Source organism: Priestia sp. TGN 0903 (assembly GCF_050846855.1).
Lineage (GTDB): Bacteria > Bacillota > Bacilli > Bacillales > Bacillaceae_H > Priestia > Priestia zanthoxyli.
Genome location: NZ_JBOZGL010000002.1, coordinates 733,263 through 754,708, shown reverse-complemented (window position 1 = coordinate 754,708; position 21,446 = coordinate 733,263). Strand labels below are relative to the sequence as shown.

27 protein-coding genes and 1 pseudogene are annotated in these 21,446 nt (G+C 38.8%); 13 read left to right on the top strand and 15 right to left on the bottom strand.

The genetic code is table 11. The annotated features are described in order from the left end of the window. Positions 1 to 306: 306 nt before the first annotated feature. The 3 genes and pseudogenes from ACRPLY_RS10420 (at position 307) to ACRPLY_RS10410 (ending at position 2,833) form a co-directional block, all read left to right on the top strand. Positions 307 to 1,670, top strand: a pseudogene (locus ACRPLY_RS10420) (PepSY-associated TM helix domain-containing protein). 47 nt (positions 1,671 to 1,717) lie between these two features. Next, positions 1,718 to 2,098 (top strand): FixH family protein, encoded by a 381-nt coding sequence (locus tag ACRPLY_RS10415; protein WP_165636335.1) that lies wholly within the window; start codon positions 1,718 to 1,720, stop codon positions 2,096 to 2,098. Positions 2,099 to 2,389: 291 nt separating this feature from the next. Then, complete coding sequence (locus ACRPLY_RS10410) at positions 2,390 to 2,833, top strand: hypothetical protein (protein WP_325076469.1); 444 nt, start codon at positions 2,390 to 2,392, stop codon at positions 2,831 to 2,833. A 141-nt stretch (positions 2,834 to 2,974) separates the two neighbouring features. Here ACRPLY_RS10410 and ACRPLY_RS10405 read toward each other — a convergent pair whose 3' ends face one another. The 4 genes from ACRPLY_RS10405 to ACRPLY_RS10390 all read right to left on the bottom strand — a co-directional run bounded on the left by ACRPLY_RS10405 (position 2,975) and on the right by ACRPLY_RS10390 (position 5,911). Beyond that, positions 2,975 to 3,352, bottom strand: coding sequence for a hypothetical protein (locus tag ACRPLY_RS10405; RefSeq protein ID WP_048019402.1), 378 nt, complete (start codon positions 3,350 to 3,352; stop codon positions 2,975 to 2,977). A 196-nt stretch (positions 3,353 to 3,548) separates the two neighbouring features. Next, positions 3,549 to 4,916 carry a nucleoside recognition domain-containing protein gene (locus tag ACRPLY_RS10400; RefSeq protein WP_411736772.1) on the bottom strand — a complete coding sequence of 456 codons (1,368 nt, stop codon included), beginning with the start codon at positions 4,914 to 4,916 and terminating at the stop codon, positions 3,549 to 3,551. Positions 4,917 to 4,929: 13 nt separating this feature from the next. Then, the gene (locus tag ACRPLY_RS10395) at positions 4,930 to 5,661 is read right to left on the bottom strand and encodes a FeoB small GTPase domain-containing protein (RefSeq protein WP_432231827.1); all 732 of its coding nucleotides are present in this window, start codon (positions 5,659 to 5,661) and stop codon (positions 4,930 to 4,932) included. After that, positions 5,654 to 5,911, bottom strand: a complete 258-nt coding sequence (locus ACRPLY_RS10390; RefSeq protein ID WP_013058246.1) for a FeoA family protein — start codon at positions 5,909 to 5,911, stop codon at positions 5,654 to 5,656. Before ACRPLY_RS10390 ends, ACRPLY_RS10395 begins: the two co-directional genes overlap by 8 nt. 336 nt (positions 5,912 to 6,247) lie before the next feature. Here ACRPLY_RS10390 and ACRPLY_RS10385 point away from each other — a divergent pair, with 336 nt between their 5' ends. From ACRPLY_RS10385 to ACRPLY_RS10375, 3 genes are all read left to right on the top strand, one after another. Further along, positions 6,248 to 6,934 carry a helix-turn-helix domain-containing protein gene (locus ACRPLY_RS10385; protein ID WP_208757084.1) on the top strand — a complete coding sequence of 229 codons (687 nt, stop codon included), beginning with the start codon at positions 6,248 to 6,250 and terminating at the stop codon, positions 6,932 to 6,934. 77 nt (positions 6,935 to 7,011) lie between these two features. Then, on the top strand, positions 7,012 to 7,359 hold the full coding sequence (locus ACRPLY_RS10380; protein WP_432231826.1) for a hypothetical protein: 348 nt from the start codon (positions 7,012 to 7,014) through the stop codon (positions 7,357 to 7,359). After that, positions 7,283 to 7,684 (top strand): RsiV family protein, encoded by a 402-nt coding sequence (locus ACRPLY_RS10375; protein ID WP_325076475.1) that lies wholly within the window; start codon positions 7,283 to 7,285, stop codon positions 7,682 to 7,684. Before ACRPLY_RS10380 ends, ACRPLY_RS10375 begins: the two co-directional genes overlap by 77 nt. 347 nt (positions 7,685 to 8,031) lie before the next feature. Here the strand turns inward: ACRPLY_RS10375 and ACRPLY_RS10370 are convergent, their stop codons facing one another. Then, on the bottom strand, positions 8,032 to 8,199 hold the full coding sequence (locus ACRPLY_RS10370) for a hypothetical protein (RefSeq protein WP_196246103.1): 168 nt from the start codon (positions 8,197 to 8,199) through the stop codon (positions 8,032 to 8,034). A gap of 336 nt (positions 8,200 to 8,535) precedes the next feature. Between ACRPLY_RS10370 and ACRPLY_RS10365 the strand changes: the two genes are divergently transcribed. Continuing rightward, positions 8,536 to 8,916: a VOC family protein gene (locus ACRPLY_RS10365; protein ID WP_325076477.1), complete on the top strand. Its 381-nt coding sequence runs from the start codon at positions 8,536 to 8,538 to the stop codon at positions 8,914 to 8,916. Positions 8,917 to 9,056: 140 nt separating this feature from the next. Here the strand turns inward: ACRPLY_RS10365 and ACRPLY_RS10360 are convergent, their stop codons facing one another. The 3 genes from ACRPLY_RS10360 to ACRPLY_RS10350 all read right to left on the bottom strand — a co-directional run bounded on the left by ACRPLY_RS10360 (position 9,057) and on the right by ACRPLY_RS10350 (position 11,481). Then, entirely contained in the window at positions 9,057 to 10,262 is a 1,206-nt protein-coding gene (locus ACRPLY_RS10360) for a hypothetical protein (RefSeq protein ID WP_325076478.1), read from the bottom strand. A 281-nt stretch (positions 10,263 to 10,543) separates the two neighbouring features. Further along, positions 10,544 to 10,927 (bottom strand): FixH family protein, encoded by a 384-nt coding sequence (locus tag ACRPLY_RS10355; RefSeq protein ID WP_153254163.1) that lies wholly within the window; start codon positions 10,925 to 10,927, stop codon positions 10,544 to 10,546. 206 nt (positions 10,928 to 11,133) lie between these two features. Then, positions 11,134 to 11,481 carry a DUF6054 family protein gene (locus ACRPLY_RS10350; protein WP_394508717.1) on the bottom strand — a complete coding sequence of 116 codons (348 nt, stop codon included), beginning with the start codon at positions 11,479 to 11,481 and terminating at the stop codon, positions 11,134 to 11,136. 143 nt (positions 11,482 to 11,624) lie between these two features. On the opposite strand from ACRPLY_RS10350, the gene ACRPLY_RS10345 reads away from it, so the two are divergent. Beyond that, positions 11,625 to 12,044, top strand: a complete 420-nt coding sequence (locus tag ACRPLY_RS10345) for a MarR family winged helix-turn-helix transcriptional regulator (RefSeq protein WP_016765035.1) — start codon at positions 11,625 to 11,627, stop codon at positions 12,042 to 12,044. Positions 12,045 to 12,090: 46 nt separating this feature from the next. Here the strand turns inward: ACRPLY_RS10345 and ACRPLY_RS10340 are convergent, their stop codons facing one another. Beyond that, the gene (locus ACRPLY_RS10340) at positions 12,091 to 13,254 is read right to left on the bottom strand and encodes a DUF4179 domain-containing protein (protein WP_325078129.1); all 1,164 of its coding nucleotides are present in this window, start codon (positions 13,252 to 13,254) and stop codon (positions 12,091 to 12,093) included. A gap of 19 nt (positions 13,255 to 13,273) precedes the next feature. Then, positions 13,274 to 13,786 (bottom strand): sigma-70 family RNA polymerase sigma factor, encoded by a 513-nt coding sequence (locus tag ACRPLY_RS10335; RefSeq protein ID WP_325078128.1) that lies wholly within the window; start codon positions 13,784 to 13,786, stop codon positions 13,274 to 13,276. Positions 13,787 to 13,934: 148 nt separating this feature from the next. Here ACRPLY_RS10335 and ACRPLY_RS10330 point away from each other — a divergent pair, with 148 nt between their 5' ends. Together ACRPLY_RS10330 and ACRPLY_RS10325 are read left to right on the top strand one after the other, a co-directional pair. Continuing rightward, positions 13,935 to 14,948 (top strand): S66 family peptidase, encoded by a 1,014-nt coding sequence (locus ACRPLY_RS10330; protein ID WP_325078127.1) that lies wholly within the window; start codon positions 13,935 to 13,937, stop codon positions 14,946 to 14,948. A gap of 142 nt (positions 14,949 to 15,090) precedes the next feature. After that, the gene (locus ACRPLY_RS10325) at positions 15,091 to 15,273 is read left to right on the top strand and encodes a hypothetical protein (protein ID WP_325078126.1); all 183 of its coding nucleotides are present in this window, start codon (positions 15,091 to 15,093) and stop codon (positions 15,271 to 15,273) included. On the opposite strand, the gene ACRPLY_RS10320 is transcribed toward ACRPLY_RS10325, so the two are convergent. Both ACRPLY_RS10320 and ACRPLY_RS10315 read right to left on the bottom strand, forming a co-directional pair. After that, the gene (locus ACRPLY_RS10320) at positions 15,248 to 15,427 is read right to left on the bottom strand and encodes a DUF4181 domain-containing protein (RefSeq protein ID WP_409405435.1); all 180 of its coding nucleotides are present in this window, start codon (positions 15,425 to 15,427) and stop codon (positions 15,248 to 15,250) included. The genes ACRPLY_RS10325 and ACRPLY_RS10320 overlap by 26 nt on opposite strands. After that, the gene (locus tag ACRPLY_RS10315) at positions 15,351 to 15,602 is read right to left on the bottom strand and encodes a hypothetical protein (protein WP_409405618.1); all 252 of its coding nucleotides are present in this window, start codon (positions 15,600 to 15,602) and stop codon (positions 15,351 to 15,353) included. Before ACRPLY_RS10315 ends, ACRPLY_RS10320 begins: the two co-directional genes overlap by 77 nt. Before the next feature lie 192 nt (positions 15,603 to 15,794). Between ACRPLY_RS10315 and ACRPLY_RS10310 the strand changes: the two genes are divergently transcribed. Further along, positions 15,795 to 16,445: a DUF975 family protein gene (locus ACRPLY_RS10310; RefSeq protein WP_034267099.1), complete on the top strand. Its 651-nt coding sequence runs from the start codon at positions 15,795 to 15,797 to the stop codon at positions 16,443 to 16,445. Positions 16,446 to 16,493: 48 nt separating this feature from the next. On the opposite strand, the gene ACRPLY_RS10305 is transcribed toward ACRPLY_RS10310, so the two are convergent. After that, positions 16,494 to 17,408 carry a DMT family transporter gene (locus ACRPLY_RS10305; protein ID WP_325078125.1) on the bottom strand — a complete coding sequence of 305 codons (915 nt, stop codon included), beginning with the start codon at positions 17,406 to 17,408 and terminating at the stop codon, positions 16,494 to 16,496. A 515-nt stretch (positions 17,409 to 17,923) separates the two neighbouring features. Between ACRPLY_RS10305 and ACRPLY_RS10300 the strand changes: the two genes are divergently transcribed. Then, complete coding sequence (locus tag ACRPLY_RS10300; protein ID WP_048019390.1) at positions 17,924 to 18,772, top strand: C40 family peptidase; 849 nt, start codon at positions 17,924 to 17,926, stop codon at positions 18,770 to 18,772. 57 nt (positions 18,773 to 18,829) lie between these two features. Here ACRPLY_RS10300 and ACRPLY_RS10295 read toward each other — a convergent pair whose 3' ends face one another. Together ACRPLY_RS10295 and ACRPLY_RS10290 are read right to left on the bottom strand one after the other, a co-directional pair. Continuing rightward, complete coding sequence (locus ACRPLY_RS10295; protein WP_049165854.1) at positions 18,830 to 19,501, bottom strand: MOSC domain-containing protein; 672 nt, start codon at positions 19,499 to 19,501, stop codon at positions 18,830 to 18,832. A gap of 54 nt (positions 19,502 to 19,555) precedes the next feature. After that, positions 19,556 to 19,762, bottom strand: a complete 207-nt coding sequence (locus ACRPLY_RS10290) for a hypothetical protein (protein WP_165636325.1) — start codon at positions 19,760 to 19,762, stop codon at positions 19,556 to 19,558. A 467-nt stretch (positions 19,763 to 20,229) separates the two neighbouring features. Here ACRPLY_RS10290 and ACRPLY_RS10285 point away from each other — a divergent pair, with 467 nt between their 5' ends. Beyond that, positions 20,230 to 21,405 (top strand): NupC/NupG family nucleoside CNT transporter, encoded by a 1,176-nt coding sequence (locus ACRPLY_RS10285; RefSeq protein WP_047750239.1) that lies wholly within the window; start codon positions 20,230 to 20,232, stop codon positions 21,403 to 21,405. Positions 21,406 to 21,446: the final 41 nt, after the last annotated feature.

Genomic DNA, 21,446 nt, shown 5'->3' with positions numbered 1-21,446 from the left:
GTGATTTTTGTCAATAAAAGGGATATTTTGTGAACACCGTCTTCCATCCGCTTTATCAAAAAGCAAATAAAACACCTGAAATACTCGCGCCCCTAATTTTACAATTTATAGAAATAATCGCTGCATTTTTATAAAAAAACCGCTTTGTAACAAAATGTTCAATTCTTCTTAGCGGGCACTGCTGAAAAATCACTCATTCGGATGATTTTATTTTAGTATTTCAGTGATAGAGTTTTATAGAAAAGCTGATTGACCAGCATGTGGAACAGCCTTTTCTATATTTATACGTTTACTGGAGGGTATACTTTGAAGAAGAACAACTATAATCGCTTCTGGCGATGGCACTTCTATGCATCGCTTTTTATTATGCCATTATTGATTACGTTAACACTAAGCGGAATTGGTTATTTGTTTTATACAAACGTCGAAAACAAAGCGTACGATCATTTATTCTTTGGAAATGGCGAAAAAGCAGTGCAGCTGACTATCGATGAAGGAATTCAAAAAGCAGCTGAAAAATTCCCGGATTACTCAGTTTCCAAAGTCATTGTACTAGATGATCCCTACAATAAACGCCTGACTATGACCAATAAAGAAGGCGACCAAAAGTATGTATTCTTGGACAAGCACAACGAAATCGTCGGCAGCCAAAATGCATCCTATACCTTTTCAAATGTTATGCGAAATGTACACAGCTCCCTGTTTGTCGGAGGAACCGTTGTAAACTATTTAGTAGAACTAGCTGCATGCTGGGCTATTTTCTTGATGGTTTCAGGGATTTATATGACATTTAAAGGAAAATTATTAAAGAAGAACAAAGCAGATAGTAAGCGGCAGAAAAATAGAAAGTTGCATGCACTAGTTGGCACTATCATCACTATTCCAATGATTATTATCATCTTTACAGGCTTGCCTTGGTCAGCATTTATGGGGAACTTTATTTATTCGGCTGCACAAAATCATCCTTCTATTGGAATTCCGACTCTAAAGCAGCAGCCACCAACTTCTGATATGAGTGAAATTCCTTGGGCGACACGAAAAAACGAAGCCCCTGCATCCGAGCATTCTCATGCCCACCATGAAAATATGGGAAATATGGCGGGAATGCTAGATCATGAACATATGCTAAGCGTTGATCAATTAATGAGCAAAGTGGAGAAAGCACATATTTCAAAACCTTATTCGATTGTCTACCCAACGAGTCAAGATGGTGTTTATACAGTTTCAAAAGGAAGCAATACGGGCGTAACAGGTTTAGATGTAAGCCCTTATGATGAAATGACAACCTATTTTGATCAATATAGCGGAAAGCTGCTTTCAAAAGTAAGCTACGATGATTATGGAATTCTAGCAAAATGGTTCACATGGGGAATCCCTTTGCACGAAGGACATTTATTCGGCTGGCCAAATAAAGTAATCAATTTAACCGTATGTCTAGCCTTTTATTCGTTATTTTTTGGGGAATAAAAACGTGGCTATCGCGTCAGAGAAAAAAGAGTTTTTCACCACCGCCTAAAACATCCCATCAGGTTTCAATTGGATTTATTGTGCTTATGGTCGTTTTAGGTATAATGATGCCTCTATTCGGTATTTCTTTAGTGATAGTCGCTATCATTGAAATGATTTTATACATGATTCAGAAACCAAAAAAAGGTACTATTAACAGTTGAGGCTGGTTATCCACCCTATTGTTTAGGCTATATAAAAGGAGACAGTTATGAAAAAGCTTAGCATGCTGCTGATCATTTTAGTCATTGCCGTGGTCGGCTGTTCAAAAGGAAATGATCAAAGGTCAAAGGAAGTTAAAGGGGAAATTCAAGTGCTCCAAACCATTCACTCCAATAAACCAGTTTCTATCGAAGTGCTCGTTACACAAGGAGACCAAAAGATAGAAAACGCAGACGCTGTACAAATCCAAGTTGAAAAAGAAGGCTATATTAATCAAGAAATGATTGATGCAAAACACGAAGGTAACGGCGCCTACAGCACGGACTATACGTTTAAAGAAGACGGTGACTATACGATTACTGCTCACGTGACGGTAGACGGCGACATGAAGATGTTTACGAAAAAAGTGACGGTTGGCGAGAAAAAGTAAACCGCCTATTAAAAAACGACCTCTGCTTCTTATAAAGGATTGGATTAAGAGTAAAAAACTTAAATATCGTCATAATTTCAGGTTCAAACTACATGTGGTTTGAACCTTTTAGTTTTGCTGATTTTGCAGGATATATCGGTAATTAGTCTATAAATCAGCATACTAATAAGTTGGAAAGGACTAATGTCATGCACTTGAAAATCATGCTAGAATAAGCTTCTGAATTGTTACTACTATTGATGTGATAAAAATATTATTTAACTTAGATAATTACTATTGGGAGGAACGAATTTGACAGAACCTATTAAAATTATTCGTGATTTAGACTTCTTACAGGGGACTTGTTATGTGGAAATAAAACCTGGAAAATACACAGGTGAACACCGGACTAAAGAATCAATATTTTTCACAGATAAAACATTCACTTACTTTTCCAGTGCGATTGAAAAACACTACAAAATATATTCTCTTTGGGGAATGAGTGAGATAAGCCGAGTGACTTGGAAGTTGATTGTAGAGGAACTAGAAAACCTTAAATTATTTTTAATGGATAATCCAAAAGCTGATGAATTAAAAAAGCATATCGGTTTTTTCTATCTGGACAGCACGGAGAAAAAATTCAAAGAAAACCTCAACCAAAATGTTAGTGATTTAGTTCAAGTTATCAGCGAATTCCAAACTTGGATAACTGAAAAGTGTAAAAATAACGAGTACATTTCGATATTAGGCATTTAAGCGAAAAGGACCATCATTTGATAGTCCTTTTTGGTTATTTTAATACCGAAAAGCCTGCGAAAAAATCTGTTTTTGTGATATGCTATTTGTTACTTTTCACTTCAAAACCGAGCCCTCTATCCTTTCTAGAAGTCGTTTTTATTATTCCTTGGATTCTTTAATACGGTCAAGATACTGCTTCGCATGAAGCAAACCGAGATTTTTTTCTTTTCGTATGTATTTAATAGCCTGAACGTCACTTCGGCCATTCATCATCATCAAATTGACTCTGTTTTCAAAAGCCTCGTCTTTCTCTATTTCTAGCTGCTTCCACTCTTTCTCTAAATCACGTTTAGGTGTTTTGAGCAGGAATACCACTAGTATAACAAGAACGCTACTTGTGGTGATATAAAGCCACAGCCACTCGAGAAACCAGCTGTTAATCACATTGATTATGATGAGAACAGTGAAGCAAGAATACAGCCTTGTTTGATACTTACTTCTCTTGTTTGAATCTATTTTATTAAAAAATATCCCCAATGTCAGCCTCCTTTTAACATTTTATTGGCGCTTTTTTCTATTAATCTCTTTTGTGCATTAAGCAAATCTATATCATACAAATTACCATTTAACCTAACAAATAGCAATCAAGTTCACCCTATCATACTCTTTATCTCATTGACTACTCATAAAAAATACAGGACTTTTCGCAAAGCCCTGCACGTTTATTTCATATTTAAATAAGGTTAAACGCTTTTACCACTTGAGCAACCGCAAACGTAACACCAATCGCAATCACTGTTGGAATCGCAAAAGCAAGAAACGTCCACTTAACATTTTTGGTTTCTTTATAAATGTTCACAAGCGTTGTTCCGCACGGAAAATGCAGAAGCGAAAACAGCATCATATTAAGAGCCGTTAGCCACGTCCAGTGGTGATCAAGGAAAATTTGTTTCAGTCTTGTTGCATCTTCAATTTCAATTAATGATCCCGTTGATAAATACGCCATCAGTAAAACCGGTACAACAATTTCATTAGCCGGCAAGCCAATAATAAATGCAGCTAGTATATACCCGTCTAGCCCTAGCGTCTTGGCAAACGGATCAAGAAACTGAACGAAGTGCATTAAAATACTCGTATCGCCAATATAGATATTAGCCAATACCCACGTTAACACCGCTGCGGGTGCTGCAACAATAATCGCGCGTTTTAACACGAACAGCGATTTATCCAGCGTCGCACGCACAATTGTATCTACAAATTTTGGCTTGCGGTAAGGCGGGAGCTCTAGCGTATAGTGGGTTGGTACTCCGCGCAGAGCTGTTTTAGACAGTGCCCACGATACAAACAGCGTCACCACAATTCCAAATAACACGGTTCCCACTACCACAAGTGCCGTTACGAATGTTTTAGCGCTTCCTGTAAAGCCTGTTGCCATAAATAAAGAAGCTAACAAAATCAGCGTAGGCCATCTGCCGTTACACGGAACAAAGTTATTTGTTAAAATCGCCATCATACGTTCACGCGGCGATTCAATAATACGAGTCGACATAATCGCTGCGGCGTTACATCCAAATCCCATCGCCATCGTCAGTGACTGCTTGCCGTGTGCGCCTGCTCGTTTGAACAAACGATCCATATTAAACGCGACGCGAGGCAAGTAGCCATAGTTTTCTAAAAGGGCAAACACCGGAAAAAAGATAGCCATCGGAGGCAGCATGACGCTAATGACCCATCCCGTGCCGCGAAACAGTCCTAGTACAAGAATTCCGTGCAGCCATTCTGGTGCATGCATCGCTTGAAAGAAAGCTGTTAAATATCCTTCCGCCCAGCCAAAACCTTGTGCGATTAATCCGGAAGGAACGTTTGCCCCTGCTATAGTGATATAAAAGATGACCGATAAAATACCAAGCATAATCGGAAAGCCCCAGATTGGCGAAGTGAAGACTTTATCCAATTTCTCCGTGCGCTGAAGCTTTGAGCGGTCTTCGTATACCACGGCTTTTTTACATATTTGCTGTGACGACTGATAAATGCTTGCGACCATATTTGAACGATGATCTTTTTCTTTTGCCTGCTGCGCATAGCGCGTTAGCTGTTCCATCGCTAATGAGTTTTCAGGAGTTAACGGATTTCCCATATGCGCTGTTCCTCCTTTCTGTGTGGCTGATATCTTGCTGCTGATGCTGCTGAATCGTTTCTAAAAACGACGTGTCTCCATCAAGAACTCGTAAAGCAATCCAGCGGAGAGGAAATTGATTTCCCACAATAGAAGCAACTTGAGGCTCTAGCTCCTTTAGCGAAGCTTCAATTTCTTTTGTGTACTGCACCTGATAAGGAGTAAGCTTTACTTCCCCGCGCACGACTCCTTCAATCGCATCCAGCAAATTCGTAATGCCTTTTTTATTGCGAGCTGATATAGGCACAACCGGTACGCCTAACGATTCAGCGAGCTTTTTTTCGTTAATCACAATTCCTTTTTTCTTTGCTTCGTCCATTAAGTTCACGCAAATCACGACGTTTTCCGTCATTTCCATTACCTGCAGCGCTAAATTAAGATTTCGTTCCATCGCCGTTGCATCGACCACAACAACCGTCACGTCAGGTCTTTCAAATAAAATATAATCGCGCGCTACTTCTTCGTCCGCCGAGTTTGAATAAAGTGAATACGTTCCAGGCAGATCGACGATTGTGTAGAGCTGCTCGTGATGTTCAAACATCCCTTCTGCTTTGGCCACGGTTTTTCCCGTCCAGTTTCCCGTGTGCTGCTTAAGACCGGTTAATCCGTTAAATAACGTACTTTTTCCTGTGTTCGGATTTCCTGCTAGTGCAATGCGATATTTACTCACCGTCGTCACCTACTTTTTTCACATAAATTTTTGAGCTTTCTTCTTTTCTCAGACCAATCGTTGTATGACTGACTTGATAAGCAACAGGATCTCCCAACGGGCTTTTTTGAAGCACTTTAATGATGGCTCCTGGAATAAATCCTAAATCTAACAAGCGGCGCTTTAAGGCACCTTCGATTTCAATTCGCTCTAACTGTACTGTTTCACCTGTCGTAAATGTAGACAATGGATAATTATTTACACTAGCCATCTATTTTTCATCCCTTCTTTTTTTTTACCTATGGTTATATTTTTTTCGTTAGACCAACTTTTAGAGTAAAAAAATATGCTCGTTGATTTTTAATAGGGTATTCTGCTGGTGCAGAAAAATGAACATGTCAGCATCATTTATTTGAAATTTTCAGTTTGTACGTGTCATGATACCGAAAGTTTACCACAGGAAACTTTTTTAGTCTAGGGTAAAATACTGTGTTTTTTAATAGCAAAGGCGGGATTTATAGTCATTATAGAAAGAATCTTTCCACTTCATATATTCGCTTAATAAACCTATAATACAAGTAACTTAGTCGTTTTGGAGGGATTTAGAATGTCAGCAGAACACGTTAAAGATTTTTCAGAACTTGATGAGATAGTTGTTGAGGAAACTGGTCGAAGAATAAAATTTTTGGTACAGAGCCAAGGTCTTTCTCAATCACAATTAGCAAAAATATTAGGAAGAGATGCGAAAACTATTTCTAATTATTACTGTGGAAAGTCACTTCCTGATAAAAAAGATTTAATAGTGCTCGCTAGGATTTTAGGAGTACGTTATGACGAAATATTGGTGTTCAGGGGCGATATAGAGGGTTATCAAAGGATTCAACATTATAACCTTGAGTGTAATGAAGAGTGTAATACAATTTCTGACGCTATCAACAAATCTCAAAAAGAAAGTAAACTATTTAATCCACATTCAAAGGGGCGTGCTAATATTCGTAATTTAGTGGAAGCGGGATTGTGTATGGAATTTTTCTCGTCAAGAGTTAAGCAAGATATTTGTAACAGAATAGTCGATACGTTGCTTTCAGGTAGAGGTGTAGATAGCACATATATGCACCACATTTATGAAAATTATATTTGGCGTAAATTATCAGAAGAGCAGAAAGAGTTTTGCAAATCGACATTTGCCTATGAGCGAGGAGAAACAGAAAAGCAACCTTCAGACTCTGACTTTTATCGGTTAATAAACAAAGAACAGGAAGGGAGTGCATTATGGAACATACGAGGATATTGAAAAATATAATTAGAACGCTGTCAAATTACTATAAAAAACAAAAATCGTTTATACGTATTTTCTTAAATGAACCGGTAATGTCAAAAGCTATTGAAGTGTTTGATAATGAAATGTTAGAGATGATTGATCACGCTTTTGATTTAATGGGAATTCCTGATGAGGAATCTCCTGATAAATATGATAGAAAAAATTGGACAAGGGATGTTTGTACAAATTTAATAAAAATAGCAGCGAAAAATGACAAATATGTAGAACCTGCCGTTGAATTAATAAATAACTGGGAAAACTTAACTGACTTCACATCAAAGGTTGAATCACACACTTGGTTTCACTATGACCAACTTCTGGATGAACACCTTACCGGTTATAAGAAGTGGCACGAGAAGCAAAGAGAAATGGAAAAAGCTCACACGAAGAGTAAATGATGCGTACGCTGGCGGCGTTCACGGCAACGCTTGGATTGATACTTACAATTACGATTTGTTAAAAGCTCGACAAATTAGCTTAAAAGATATTATTAACACCAACACTAAGTTAAACAAGGTTAATAACTATATCCGGAATGAAATGATTGCGCGTAATAAAAAAGGTGCTCAGTTCTGGGTTAATGAATTTAAGTCTGTAAATTTAAAAGACGATCAGTTTTACTATACAAGTAGCGGCATTGCCATTATATTTGGTGAGTATGAGTACGGCCCGTATTCTAACGGCATTCATACGTTTAAAGTTCCGTCCACCATTTATAAATAAGATAGTCGTACAAAAAAACATAAAAAAAAGAAGCATGCGAACCATCAGTTCACATGCTTCTTTTTCTTTTTATCTGCAGAATAAGCGGAGTAAAAAAGAAAGGTGAGCCCTATTCCGCCTCCAACTATCATTGAATAGGAAAACGTATCTCTTAACGCTAGGCCGCCTATCATTGACAATACAAACAGAAAATAAAACAGTAATGTGTAGTTCCTCTTCACAATCTCTACTCTCCCCTTCCCCATCATTTTCCGAAAACCAAATCATACAATACAACCACGAAAGAACTCAGGGCCGCATGCATTACGCTTCTTGCAGCCGACGAAAAACCGCTTTTCAAGGTATTTTTATAGCGTTTGAAAAAGTGAAATGGTCAGAGCTAACGTCAGCAAGGAGCCTGCGGATGTTAACATCATTATTTTTCGGTTACTCTGATTCTTTTCAGGCTTCAAAAACTCTTGAATGGCTACAAACCAGATAACAAAAGTGATGAAAGAAAGTATCCCCATAGACATACGAGCCTCTCCATTCTTATATTATATGTATTTAAATTTTTTAACATATCTAATCAACAAACTTTCCCGACCGAGTTGCGAAAATAAATGTTACTCTCCACTTAATATTAACATAAAATTCCATAATTTTTTAATGTGTGATGTAAAAACCGCAGCATTTTAGAAAATAAGCTATTTATAAAACGCTCATTTGAACTAAAAATGAATATAAAGCTGTCGCTGACTATTCTCCACTTTACAAATGATATACTTATTTATAGAAAAACCTCTCAGATCTCACCCAGTACTTACCCTACCCTCAGAGGAAGAAAGTGTACATTGTTAGGAGGAAACGAAATGATTAAAAAATTAGACCATTTTGTGTTAACAGTAAAAGACATTGAAAAAACCATTCACTTTTATACGGTTATCTTAGGCATGCAAAAAGAAACGTTCGGAGAAGGAAGAGTAGCGCTTCGTTTTGATGAACAAAAAATAAACTTACATCAAGCAGGGCATGAATTTGAGCCTAAAGCAAATCACCCTCTTCCGGGTTCCGCTGATTTATGTTTTATTACAGAAGAAAAGATCGAAAGCATAATCCATCATTTACAAAAACATAATGTAGAAATTGAAGAAGGACCGGTCAAACGAACAGGTGCTTTAGGTCCGATCGTTTCTGTCTACATAAGAGATCCTGATTACAATTTGATTGAGCTGTCGAACTACGTAGATTAAGGCGACCTTCTTAAAAAAGGCTGTTTTCATAAATATTATTGCTATGTTATAGAGGCTCAAAAGAAAACTCACAATAGCAATTTGCGAGTTTTCTTTATTGTGTAAGAGACCTTGCTTCCTATAAAATGCGTCCTTACAATCTATTTAACAACCAACTTGATCGTATCTTTTTTTATTTCATACTGACCCTTTATTTCTCCAATACCAGTGATAAAAAGTGAATCACCCGTTTCCAATGGTTTATCCTGTAATACGATAAGTAATTTATTTATATTTTTCAATCCAACCGCACAATAGGCAAGGGATGGTTGTTGAATAAGATATTCTTGGTTATTTATCCTTACTTTTATATAATTTCTATGTAATAACCTGCCTTCCAAAGGGATGATATTCATTGGATCAAAGGATACAGCAATGATTTCTCCTTCAATAAAAAGATGGGTTCCTATCTGTGCTTTAAACTCATCAAGTTCTTTCTTCCTTGATTCAACCGCAACATTTACTGCTGCTTCTGTTTCTGGGCTTATTTGAACCTCTTCAATTGCCTGTTTTCGAGGGGTAATATCAAGAAGTTTAATTAACTCAAATAGTGTTGTTTTAGCCTCAAAAAAACTTTCCTTCCAATCAGGTAACAATTCATCCAGCAGCAAACACATAAATAAGCCTGAACTATAACAGCTGCGCCTTATATTAGAAGTGGATTCAACCACGTCTATTAGATTTTTTCCATATTTTTTTAAAACCAAATCATTAGGAAGCGAAGATTTTTCTGAAAAAGCCTTTAGTTCAACGTACCAGGCTGGTCCTTCAACAGATTCAATTAAGTTTTCATATGTTAAATGCTCTTTTATTCCTTCTGTCCTTTTTTCCCTTAGGCTGATAAATTCGTTCAAATACTGCTTCTTGTTACTGATACTAGTTTCTATCAATGCATTATAAAGACTTTTCCTTTCGCGATTTCGAATTTCTACATTCTCTTTTGTTAAGGGATAGGTTATTCCCAGCATTTCATCAGGAAAGCGTTTTTCCCCTTTTACATATTGATTTCCGTGGAATAATTCGTGAACCAATATCGAAAAAAGTCCTTCATAGTCATCGTACAGTTCCATATCAGCAATAGCCGTAGGATAGCCATCAAATAGAATAAGCGTATTTCCCACAAACTGCTCGTCCCGTTTTAAAATTTCATATGATTTAGGAGGAATGTCATTATACCTAGGATGATTGAACAGGAATACACTGTTTTGGTCGTACAATGCATAGGCAACAAGTTCAAAATTTGGCCAATACCTTTCTACGTTCGTACTAGTTAAGTCCTTGGCAATTTGATTCAGAAAATGGTTCATTCTTTTCATCCCCAATTGTTAATTCCCTAAGGAAAGAGAATATTCTTTTTTAGAAAAAAAGGGCTTGTTCAACTTTACCTCCTCGTTAGTTAAACAAGATCACTATTATTATCCTAATTTTAACATAAGTTTCCTAACGTTTGGTTTACTGTCTAGGAAGAAACGAAATGATTAAAAAATTAAACCATTTTGTGCTGGCGGTAAAAGACATTGAAGAAGCGACCTTATGAAAAAAAAGAGAATGCACAAGGCATTCTCTTTTTAAATGGCTATATAAGGTACTACTCTTTAGACTTACCTATCTCTACTTTTTTCGTAAACATTTTCATGTCACCATCTACCGTAACATGAGCGGTAATCATATATTCGCCGTCTTCTTTAAACGTATAGTCCGTGCTGTAGACGCCTTTTCCTTCGTGCGGTGCTTTTGTCATTTCTTGATTGATGTAGCCTTCTTTTTCAACTTGGAACTGTACGTCGTCCGCGTTTTCTACTTTTTTATCTCCTTGCGTCACAAGGACTTTAAGCTTGACTTGTTCATTTGCTTGAATGGATTCCGGTACTTCAATCGTTCCTTTTACTTCTTTTGAACGTGAATCATTTGCCTTTGAACAGCCTACTATAGCTATCATTAAAACGAATAATACGATGCTGAGTTTTTTCATTATGTTGTTCTCCTTTGTTATGTAAATGTGAAGTCTTCCTGCAATTTCATATTATACTCATTTATCCGGTAAAAAGAGAAAAATCGCTTATTGTCCACATAAAGTTCTTATTTCTACAGTAGCTTTTACATCTTTTCATTTCTCTAATCGTCATTTCCTTCACAAAAAAGCTGAAGAAGCGTATTGCCTTCTCCAGCTTTGCCCCTTTATCTCTGTGGTTCTTCTAGCGTATAAGCAGACAGTGCGTTTTCTACCCATCGTACAAAATCTTTGCTTGCTCCCCAATCAATATTTAATATCCCTTCTGCGCTTCCTGAAGGAATACACTTAACTTTGTTTGGACCCGACACATTTTCTAGAATAATGGTTAGTGATCCTCTGCCGCCGGTGCGGAAAAAATAGCGTTCAAACACAAGCGTACACAGCTGCTTGCCGTCTCCAAGGTCATAATATTCTTTGTATAGTAAGTCACTTTCCGAATTATTTGCGTTCACAAGCTTTTTTGCTCCATCAAAAGGAAGCAGCGTCGTTTTAAATTCAATTACCTTTCCCATCACTCAAGCCCCTTTCTATCGCAACAGATACCTACTACTTCTCTTTTTCCCTCTAAAAAACCTGCCGCTTCTCTTTATGTACAATATGGTACAATAGAAAAGAAAAAGAATTGTTTGAACGGAAAAAGGAGCATACAACCTCTATGAATACACGAGATCAACTTATCCAAAATGTGGTTTCCACGATGCGAAACCAAACGAAAAAAATGCAGCTGTCGGTTATCCCCACTTTAAAATCATATATTCCTTTAAATGAATTTTTAGCGCTTCGCCTGCTGTATAAAGAAGGCAATCATATCGTTTCTGAGATTGCCGAGCATATGCACATCTCAAACAGCAGCATGACGTGCGTCAGCGACCGTCTCATGGAAAGAGAATTTGTCACGCGCGTACGCAGTCAAAAAGACCGCCGCGTTGTCTACTTATCGATTACGGATAAAGGAAAAGCGTTTGCAGAAGAAATGGAAAAAGTGCTCACTAAAGAATACGGTGAAAAGCTTAGTCATTTTACGGATGAAGAATTACAAACGTTTCTTCGCTTGTTAAATAAAATGGATATTTAATAAAAAACCAGATGCCCGCTAAGCAGGTCTCTGGTTTTTATTTTGGTTAGTTGTTGTTTACCTTCAAATTAAATGCGTCTGAAGTTAAGTCTTTTGACCAGTCTTTTTCGTGATCACTTACATACGGAATAAATCGAAGCATAGTGACGTCCTTATCATTTCGGTACTCTCCGTCCATCTCTATCACTGTGTCTGTTCCTCCTCCACTGCCGCTTTCAGAAAGATTTCTTCCATTTTGATCTTTTATGTCTACACCAACATCCGTTCCGCCTCGGATGCTTCCGTTTGATGATGTAAACGTATAGTGCATTTTAATCGAAACAGGCGATACGCGAACTTCTTTAATAGACAATACGCCTTCTATTCCCTTTTCGTTAATCGGAATTTCCTTGTTTAACGGATACACTTTAGTATCAGCGATGATTTTCGAGCCATTTACGCTAGTGTGTACGGTCCAATTCCCTTTAATTTCTCCGTACGAATCCCGGTAGTTCCCGCTTTTCGTCTGACCAGGATTCTTTTCAAATTCAAGGCTTGTGAACTGCGCGCTGATTTGATAGTTTTTGCTTGGATCAATGTGATCTAGCACGCTGTAGCCTTCAACATCAATTTCCCCGTCTCCGTCCGTGTCCGCTTGCGTTAGTTTTAAAGCGTACAGATAGTCCCAGCTTCCGTCTTTGTTTTTGATTGGTTCCTCTCTAATGCTTGAAGCGGAATCAAAAAACGACATATTGCCAATTTTCACGCGCAGCTCTCCCGGTCGAATTGGCGCGTCTCGGTTAAGTCCTAGTGCGGTTCTTCTAAATTCATCTGCGCTAATCGTCAGCCCAAGCAGCACCTGTCCGTCATCAAGCATTAGTTCATTTACTTTTACTTCAATACCTTGGTCCGTTGCCGTTTCATTTACCGCTTTTTTATAGCTGCTCAAACTGCCTTCAGACTTGTTCATAAGCAGCTCGATTTGCTGACCAAGCTGCTGACTGATTCGCACAGCCGATGCCCATACCGTTTCGTTTTGCATCATCACAGGCGTTACAGCAAGCAGCAGCACCGCAGCGGCAATCAGCGGACGCGCTTTTTTCCGCGCCGGCTTTATTTCACGTTTTAAGCGCTTTTTCATTCGTTTTTTCTCGCTTGCCGTTAGCTCGATTTCTTCATATTCATCAAAGTCTATAGAAGATCCATTTAAAAAGTCGTACTCATTTTTCATCTTTGTCCCTCCTTATTTCTTATTTAAAAATAGCTTTTAACTTTTTTCGTCCGCGCGACAGCCGGTTGTATAAATTGCTGATGGTGGTCTCTTGTTTTTTCGCAATTTGCTTCAGCTCAATTTCCTGTAAGTAATACGCTTTAAACAGCTCGCGGTCTCCTTCACTTAAGTGACCTAAAAGTTCTTCCACGTCGTCCCTTTGAACGTTATGAACTCCTGATGTTTCACCAGACTCCGCTTCGCCAAGCGCTTCGTGCTGCGTTTTTATGTATTTGCGCTGATAGTCAATGGCTTTGTACTTAGCAACAGCCGCAATCCAGTTTTTAAACGTATTTTTTTCCGAATCAAAGCGGTGAATATGATGCCACACGGCTAACAATACGTCGTTTACACACTCTTCTTCATAACCTTTCAGCGTGCCTAGATGCTTACGTACAATGGCCGTAATTAACCCTCCGTACTGATCGATTAACAGCTCTAATCCTTTTTCTTTTTTCCGTGTTATACACACAACAATCCAGTCATCTTCCATGACATTGCTCCTTTCTCCTTGCTTTTACATCTATTAATACGGATTCTTTTTACAAAACCTATCAATCTTCCTACATTAAATTAAAAATAAGCTTGTTCAGTATTTCTCTCGCTGGTAAAATAAGCTAAAACCTTTGAAGGAGGCCGCTATGATTACCTATCCTTTTCTGACATCCAACCCAACTATCGGCGTAACCGCACCGTCTTCTGGTGTACCTCAAGCTCTTCACTCCATGTTTTCTTTATCGTGTGAACGAATGAAAGAAAAAGGCTTTTCTGTTATACCCGGAGAAACCGTGTGGACGCAGCACAAAGCAAAATCTGCTTCTCCTAAAAAACGTGCAAATGAGCTTCAAGCCATGATTACTGATGAAAACATTGATATCCTTATCCCGCCTTGGGGAGGCGAGCTACTCATTGAAATTCTTGAACATCTTGACTTTACAAAATGGAAAACAAAATGGGTGCTTGGTTACTCTGACACCAGCGTTCTTCTGCTGGCTATTACACTTAATACGGGAATCGCAACGGCTCATGGAACGAACTTTGTGGATTTACGCGGAGAATACTGGGATCCAACGACTGCGATGTGGCAGCAGGTATTAACGACCAAAGAAGGCGAAAGCGTGGTTCAAGTTTCTTCTGATTCCTATCAAACAGAATGGCAGCACGATAACCCGTCACCATGCGTGTTTCATTTAACCGAGCAAACGGCTTGGAAGTACACAGCGTCAAGCGACGTTCATATCCAAGGACGCCTGCTCGGAGGATGTATTGACGTAGTCAGACACTTAGCGGGCACTCCTTTTGGAGACGTCAAAGCTTTTCGAGAAAAACATATTCCTTCAGAACCGGTCATTTGGTATTTTGACAACTGTGAACTGACGACTGTAGACCTTCGCCGTTCGCTTCTTCAGCTTAAGCTAGCGGGCTGGTTTGATAACTGCTCGGGTATTTTATTTGGCAGAAGCATAGCTAATGAACCCGTTGATTCCTACACTGCTGAAGATGTGTATCACGACCTTGCTTCTGACTTACATATTCCTGTTGTCTATGACATCGACTGCGGCCACCTCCCTCCTCAGCTTACGCTTATTAACGGCGCGTATGCGAGCGTTAACGTAGAGAAGGATAAAGGCACGGTCGTTCAATACTTTACGTAAAAAAAGAAGCTTATATATAGGTAGTTTGATTAAAAGAAGATTCGAACGAACTTGATTCTTGATGCAGAATCCAATTCGTTCGGATTTTTTTATGAGTATGGTGCATGTAGGTTTGTTTCATATATGTAGGTGCTTCTAATGGTTGATTGGAGGACAAGACGAAGACCCCTGCGGGAAAAGCCGAACAAGTGAGACCCTGCAGGAGCGTTCGCGACGAGGAGGCTCACCGGCCGCCCGCGGAAAGCGAAGTCTTGCACGAAAATCAACCGCGGTTCATTTCGTCGTTTCACAATTTTGTTTTACATATCTGTCATCAGTAATATAAACGTCCCAAATAAGAAAAAAGTTGCACCAAACCACGAGTGATAGTGCTCTTTTTGTTTTCTTTCAAACTTCCATTCTTCAAATCCTCGAATTACGTACAGGAAAAAAAAAGAAAAGAAACATAAAAACGGAGGTATAGGCTGGAGGTATAACAAAGATCAGCACTAAAAACGCAGCAAGCATCACCATTTCAAGTGTGATAAACAGCGGACGCCTTCCTTTAAAGCTTCTCCAATAGCTTTTTTTCATCTTTGTATTCAGCTTCTTTCGCATGGCAAGATCCAGAAAGATATAAACGACTGCCAGAATCAGCAAATACACAAGCGTCATTTTCGTCCCTCCTTCCGACTCAAAATATCCTTATACTTCCATTTTAAAGGACTTTCCATAAATTTCAAGTATCTAAAAAACTTTATCCAACTTATTAGTGCAAGCATTCATATATTTAAAAATCGCTAATATATTGACTAATGTACAGGTTAAATTCTCTGTATAAACTCACCTAGAGGGGGACATCAAGTTATGAGAATAAAAGAAGTGAAGCAAGGTGCACTCACAGCGCTGAAAAACCGCTGGGGATTTGCCGTACTGCTTACGTTCGTTACGTATCTAATTGCTGCCGGTATTCCAGGACTTATTGACTTTCTTGTTAACGGATTTCCAAGCGGGTCTGAAACCGAATACTCACAGTCTACCTTAGCTAATATTGTATCCCTGCTGCTCGTACCGCTCTTTTTCTCTTACTACTGGGTACTATTGCGTCTGGTGCGAGGAGAAAGTGTACGTGTAGGAAACGTGTTTGATTCATTTTCATCTGCAGGATTATACTTTAGAACCCTCGGACTTTACTTGCTAACGATTATTTATACCGTGCTATGGAGTATTTTATTAATCATTCCTGGCATCATCAAAAGTCTTGCCTATTCACAGGCTTACTACGTATTCCGCGATAACCCAGATTATTCGGTGAACCAGTCTATTACTGAAAGCAGACGGTTAATGAACGGCTACAAGTGGACCTACTTTTTACTCGTTTTAAGCTTTATCGGCTGGGGAATTTTAAGCTTGATTACGCTTGGCATCGGGTTATTATGGCTTGTTCCGTATGTAACGACTTCGCTTGGCGTATTTTATGAAAAGCTAAAAGCAAATGAAACAGAAGTTGCTGAATAGAAGAAAAACCGTATTCGAGTTGCGAATACGGTTTTTTTATGGATAGCTTCACGCTGCCTGGTCTCCTCCATCAGAGGGCTTTAACTTTTGATTCTTCGCTTTTTTATTCACTAAATAAATACTGATAATAATAAGCACCAGCCCTACAAGAAGTGACGACGTAAACGGTTCGTCTAAAAAGAGCGTGCCAATGACAATTGAAATAATGGGAACAAGAAAATTAAAGGACGCCACTTTGCTGGCCTCTCCTTTACTGATCAAATAAAAATAAATGAGCCACGCAACGGCAACAGAAAACAGTGCTAAAAATAAAAGCAGCAGCATAAATGATGAATTCCATACCATATGAGACCACCCTTCCACTCCGCTGCCGGTCGCTGTCATAACCACTCCGCCGACAAGACTTTGAATGGTAATAAGCCAAATGCCATCTACACTGTCACTAATACGTTTGATATAGACAGTTCCAATCGCCCAGCTCAGTGCCGTAAGCACAGCAAGAATAATTCCAACGGCTGAAGCATTAGCAGATAGTTCTCCCATGCTGATGGTAGCTACACCTACAAAACCAAGAAGCAAGCCACCTATCTTCACAGCGTTCATGCTTTCTCCAATCCACATCCATGCAATGATGCCGATGAGCACCGGCTGCAAGTAGACAATCACGCTGAAGACCCCTGCTGGCATAAACATAAGTCCAATCGTTTGCAGACCGTAGAATAAGATTGAATTAAATAGACCTGACACCATATATTTACGCCAGTTCTGCTTCCAGTGAAGCTGTTTAGCTCTTGGCAGTGCGACTGCTAATAAGATGATTCCCGCACTTAATGACCGCAGTCCAGATAACAAAATAGGCGATGAATAGCCAAGCGCCAGCTTCGACATCGGCCACGTTAATCCCCAAATCAGTACAAGAGCAGCTAAAAAAATTCCATTAATAAAAGATGATGACTGTTTCATACAACAACCACTCCTACATATATGAATGTAAATGATTCACGCGTTCATTCCTCCTTGTATACTACGCTTCTTTTTTACTCGCTTCAACTGGATGCTTTTGATGTAATTTATGTATAGCAGTTATAGTAACTGAGTTTCTTTTATGACAGCGTATCTTTCTTCTCTATGTGCTCATTTAGAAAAAAATAAAGTGTATCGCTAATGGCGATATCACTTTTTACCTATAGCTTTTATACATCCTAAAAGCCTTGAAGCCATTTAGCTGCTGGGTTCCTGCTCCCCTTTTTCATTTAGCTTACATATTTTCTAATAAATCTATGAATCTCCTAAACATTTCTACCTAGATAAATTGTCAGAATTATTACAGAGAAGGTGACAATTCTACTTATATCGCCCTTTAATATTAAAACTATGTTACAAAATGTCGTAATTTGGAATTAGATGTTTACTTTTCCTGTCAGGATTGATAGACTCACAGTTGTGAATAAAACAAGTTATGGAAAGGGAGAAAGAACATGCTAAAGAAAGCAAATCGTACAGTTATGAATATGGGGTTAGCAGCATTACTTGTTCCCGCTGCCCTAACATTTAGCACAACTTCAGCAAGTGCAAATGACGGAGGCGCTGCACCAGCACCCGTACAAGAAAAGGTAACGCCAAGCGTACCTCAACAACAAGCAACTACTACTACTAATCAAAAAGTCATCGTAAACGTGAGTGCGTTAAATATTCGTCAAGGAGCTAGCTTTTCATCTCCAGTTGTTGGAACGGCAACACAAGGCCAAGAGTTTGCTATTTTAAAAGAAGCAAACGGCTTAGTTGAAATTGCACCAAACAAATGGATTTCAAAAAGCTCAAGCTACGTAACAATTGCATCAGGTAAACCAAGTACAACAAGCCAAGTAAAAGGTGTAAGCACATCAACTCCTTCTACTTCTACAGCATCTGCATCTACATCTGCAGCAAAAGAAACAAGCACACCAGCACCTGCTCCAACAACAAGCACGGCTTCTGGAAGCACAGTAAATGTTGCACGTAGTTTAGTAGGATCACCTTACCAATGGGCAGGAAACACACCAAGCGGATTTGACTGCTCAGGCTTTATAGCATACGTGTTCAACCATAGCGGTCACAGCATTTCACGTACAAGCGTAGCTAACTACTGGAACATGGCGACAAAAATTTCGTCTCCACAACCAGGCGATCTAGTATTCTTCCAAAACACATACACAAGCGGCCCATCTCACATGGGAATCTACATCGGAAACGGCCAAATGATTCATGCTGGTTCACACGGTGTAGCTGTAGCTGACCTAGATGTTTCTTACTATCAAGATCATTTCTTAGGATACGGACGCTTCTAAGAAAAAAATGCCCTCCAATCGTTAGATACGTTCTAACGATTGGAGGGCATTTACTTTTTATCGCTGAGCAACAGAAAGCGCCTTTTCAATCCGCGTTTGAAATTTATTTTTCCAGTCTTCCGCAAGCTCAGAAACTTCTAAAGCCCGCTGCATCCCTTCTACATCTTTTGAATGATGGAAATATAAATCAAGCGTAAACCACACGGATACTTGGTCTGGATGAGCTTGAATTAACTTCACTTCCGCGTCTTTCGTAATCTTACCTTCTTTCAGCACGCGGCAAAGATAGCCGGTATAGCTTGTCTCAATCATTCGTTTTAAAATCCCTTTAACGCCCGTTCTCTTTGTAATCGTATCACATGGGTTTCGCCCTTGCGTCACTTGAATAACGGCGTCTCCCACTTGATAAACGTCTCCAATGCATACGTCTTTTTCAATCATGCCCGCTAAGACAAGATTTTCTCCAAACGCAGACATTGGCAGCTCCGTATCAAACTCTTCATTCCATTTTTTGTAGTGCTCATACGGATACACGCACACCGCACGATCGGGTCCGCCGTGATACCTTAAGTCCGCTACGCCGTCGCCTTGAAACCCTTCTTTTGCTAAAAACGTTTCGTCTACTTGCTTTTTGCAGATACCTGTCCGCATTTCTTTGTCAGAGCCGTATGCCATTTGTTCAGGCATGCCGGTTGCTAAATGAATCAGCTTTCTCTCGGGTGTTGTCATTATGTTTACACCTCTTTTATCATTTTTACTAGTTTACCACATTTATAGAGCATTTTATTTACTTGTTAGCTCTCTCAGCGGCTTCCACTTAAGTCCTAATGCATAATTAATAGCGGTAGCTGCGACAAATCCAAGCAGCACTCCTGAAACGGTCGGCATAAATAAAGATGGAAAGACCGCTACGCACGCTAGTGTTACAACAAAATTTCCAGTGTACGACCATTTTGGATGCTTTGAAAAAAAGGTTTGAATACTATTCATTGTTAACTCCTTTGTACTTTTACTTTGTCATTATTCATGAATATTCTACCATTAAAAAGGAAAAATTTCTCTTAAACAGCATATGATAAGTGATTTTGTCTCTTTTTTACTTCTCATGCTGTAATTCCAAGAACCGGAAGTATCATAAATTTTTAAAAATATTTCACAATTATATTAAAAATATCTTCATTTCCCCTTTTTCTTTTGTTCAAAATGATTTAAGATAGTAGAGGCTGTCGAAATATAAGTTATTATGTCAGTTCTGCATGTTTTTTTACATATTAGCACATAGTAAATATTATTTTACAATTACGTCATTTTTTATAATGGCCTAAAAAATTTTGCCCATTTTTAACAAAATTGGCGTAGAAGTTCCGTTTTTGTATAAAATAGAGGCCGATTTACATAGTCATTTCTATGCACGTCCCTCTTTTATAAATATAGAATACATGTAAGGAGAAAAGTAAATGTCAATTTTAATGGGAATTATCGGGATTGTAATTATCTTAGCAGTTGCATTCCTCATGTCAAACGACAAGAAACTTATCAACTATAAAGGCATCGCAGTTATGCTTGTCATCCAGCTTGCTATCTCTGCTTTTATGATGAATACATCGATTGGTCGCAAGGTGCTTGACTTTATCACAAGTGTATTTACAAAGATCTTATCATTTGGTAACGACGGAATTTCGTTCGTGTTTGGAGATCTTGCAGGAAAAGGCATTTTCTTTATCCAAACGTTAGTTATGATTGTATTCGTTTCAGCATTATTAAGTATTTTAAACTACTCTCGTATTTTACCCTTTGGGATCAAATATATCGGAGGACTTGTTTCAAAAATTACCGGACTTCCCCAAATTGAAAGCTTCACAGCCGTGAACGCAATGATTTTTGGTGATACAACGGCGCTAATTGCGGTGAAAAACCACATCGGAGGTTTAACACCAAACCGTTTATTTATCGTTACAACAACGTCTTTAGTATCCGTTTCTTGTTCAATTCTAGGCGCATACATGCAGATGATTCCTGCTGAATACGTATTAATTGCTCTTCCGCTAAACGTATTCTCTGGTTTAATTGTTTCTTCTATCGTTGCACCTGTAAAAGTGGAAGATGAAAACGAAGTCGATATTAAAGCGCCTGCTAAGCAAGGCACGCTGTTTGAAGCAATCGGTGATGGTGCCCTAGACGGCGGACGCGTTGCGTTAATCGTAGCAGCGATGCTTGTGACATACGTTGGTCTTTTAGCATTAGTGAACTACGTATTAAACGGTGTCATCGGATTAACGGTTCAAGACATTTTAGGCTATATCTTCTACCCAATTGCCTTTATCATGGGTATCCCGGCAGATGAACTAATGAGAGCCGGCGGCGTAATGGGAACAAAAGTAGTAGCAAACGAATTCGTTGCCATGCTTGACTTCCAAAAAATGATGCCTCACCTTTCTGAAAAAACAGTCGGTATCGTATCAGCTTACTTAATCTCATTTGCAAACTTCAGCTCAATTGGTATCGTTCTTGGTACGATCCAAGCAATCAACGGCGAACAAGCTTCACGCGTTGCGAAGTTTGGCTTGAAGATGCTGTTAGTAGCGACAATGGGATCGATTTTAACAGGTATTATGGTTGGATTGTTTATTTAATGAGAAAGCACTCACTTGTGGTGAGTGCTTTTTTAGCATTT

Coding starts and splice junctions, on each gene's coding strand:
- ACRPLY_RS10330 (WP_325078127.1), top strand. CDS start 13,935: ATGATTACCTATCCTTTTCTGACATCCAACCCAACTATCGGCGTAACC.
- ACRPLY_RS10345 (WP_016765035.1), top strand. CDS start 11,625: ATGAATACACGAGATCAACTTATCCAAAATGTGGTTTCCACGATGCGA.
- ACRPLY_RS10370 (WP_196246103.1), bottom strand. CDS start 8,199: ATGTCTATGGGGATACTTTCTTTCATCACTTTTGTTATCTGGTTTGTA.
- ACRPLY_RS10355 (WP_153254163.1), bottom strand. CDS start 10,927: ATGAAAAAACTCAGCATCGTATTATTCGTTTTAATGATAGCTATAGTA.
- ACRPLY_RS10335 (WP_325078128.1), bottom strand. CDS start 13,786: ATGGAAGATGACTGGATTGTTGTGTGTATAACACGGAAAAAAGAAAAA.
- ACRPLY_RS10375 (WP_325076475.1), top strand. CDS start 7,283: ATGAACACCTTACCGGTTATAAGAAGTGGCACGAGAAGCAAAGAGAAA.
- ACRPLY_RS10415 (WP_165636335.1), top strand. CDS start 1,718: ATGAAAAAGCTTAGCATGCTGCTGATCATTTTAGTCATTGCCGTGGTC.
- ACRPLY_RS10340 (WP_325078129.1), bottom strand. CDS start 13,254: ATGAAAAATGAGTACGACTTTTTAAATGGATCTTCTATAGACTTTGAT.
- ACRPLY_RS10295 (WP_049165854.1), bottom strand. CDS start 19,501: ATGACAACACCCGAGAGAAAGCTGATTCATTTAGCAACCGGCATGCCT.
- ACRPLY_RS10365 (WP_325076477.1), top strand. CDS start 8,536: ATGATTAAAAAATTAGACCATTTTGTGTTAACAGTAAAAGACATTGAA.
- ACRPLY_RS10380 (WP_432231826.1), top strand. CDS start 7,012: ATGTCAAAAGCTATTGAAGTGTTTGATAATGAAATGTTAGAGATGATT.
- ACRPLY_RS10305 (WP_325078125.1), bottom strand. CDS start 17,408: ATGAAACAGTCATCATCTTTTATTAATGGAATTTTTTTAGCTGCTCTT.
- ACRPLY_RS10385 (WP_208757084.1), top strand. CDS start 6,248: ATGTCAGCAGAACACGTTAAAGATTTTTCAGAACTTGATGAGATAGTT.
- ACRPLY_RS10390 (WP_013058246.1), bottom strand. CDS start 5,911: ATGGCTAGTGTAAATAATTATCCATTGTCTACATTTACGACAGGTGAA.
- ACRPLY_RS10310 (WP_034267099.1), top strand. CDS start 15,795: ATGAGAATAAAAGAAGTGAAGCAAGGTGCACTCACAGCGCTGAAAAAC.
- ACRPLY_RS10285 (WP_047750239.1), top strand. CDS start 20,230: ATGTCAATTTTAATGGGAATTATCGGGATTGTAATTATCTTAGCAGTT.
- ACRPLY_RS10400 (WP_411736772.1), bottom strand. CDS start 4,916: ATGGAACAGCTAACGCGCTATGCGCAGCAGGCAAAAGAAAAAGATCAT.
- ACRPLY_RS10300 (WP_048019390.1), top strand. CDS start 17,924: ATGCTAAAGAAAGCAAATCGTACAGTTATGAATATGGGGTTAGCAGCA.
- ACRPLY_RS10290 (WP_165636325.1), bottom strand. CDS start 19,762: ATGAATAGTATTCAAACCTTTTTTTCAAAGCATCCAAAATGGTCGTAC.
- ACRPLY_RS10360 (WP_325076478.1), bottom strand. CDS start 10,262: ATGAACCATTTTCTGAATCAAATTGCCAAGGACTTAACTAGTACGAAC.
- ACRPLY_RS10315 (WP_409405618.1), bottom strand. CDS start 15,602: ATGACGCTTGTGTATTTGCTGATTCTGGCAGTCGTTTATATCTTTCTG.
- ACRPLY_RS10350 (WP_394508717.1), bottom strand. CDS start 11,481: ATGGGAAAGGTAATTGAATTTAAAACGACGCTGCTTCCTTTTGATGGA.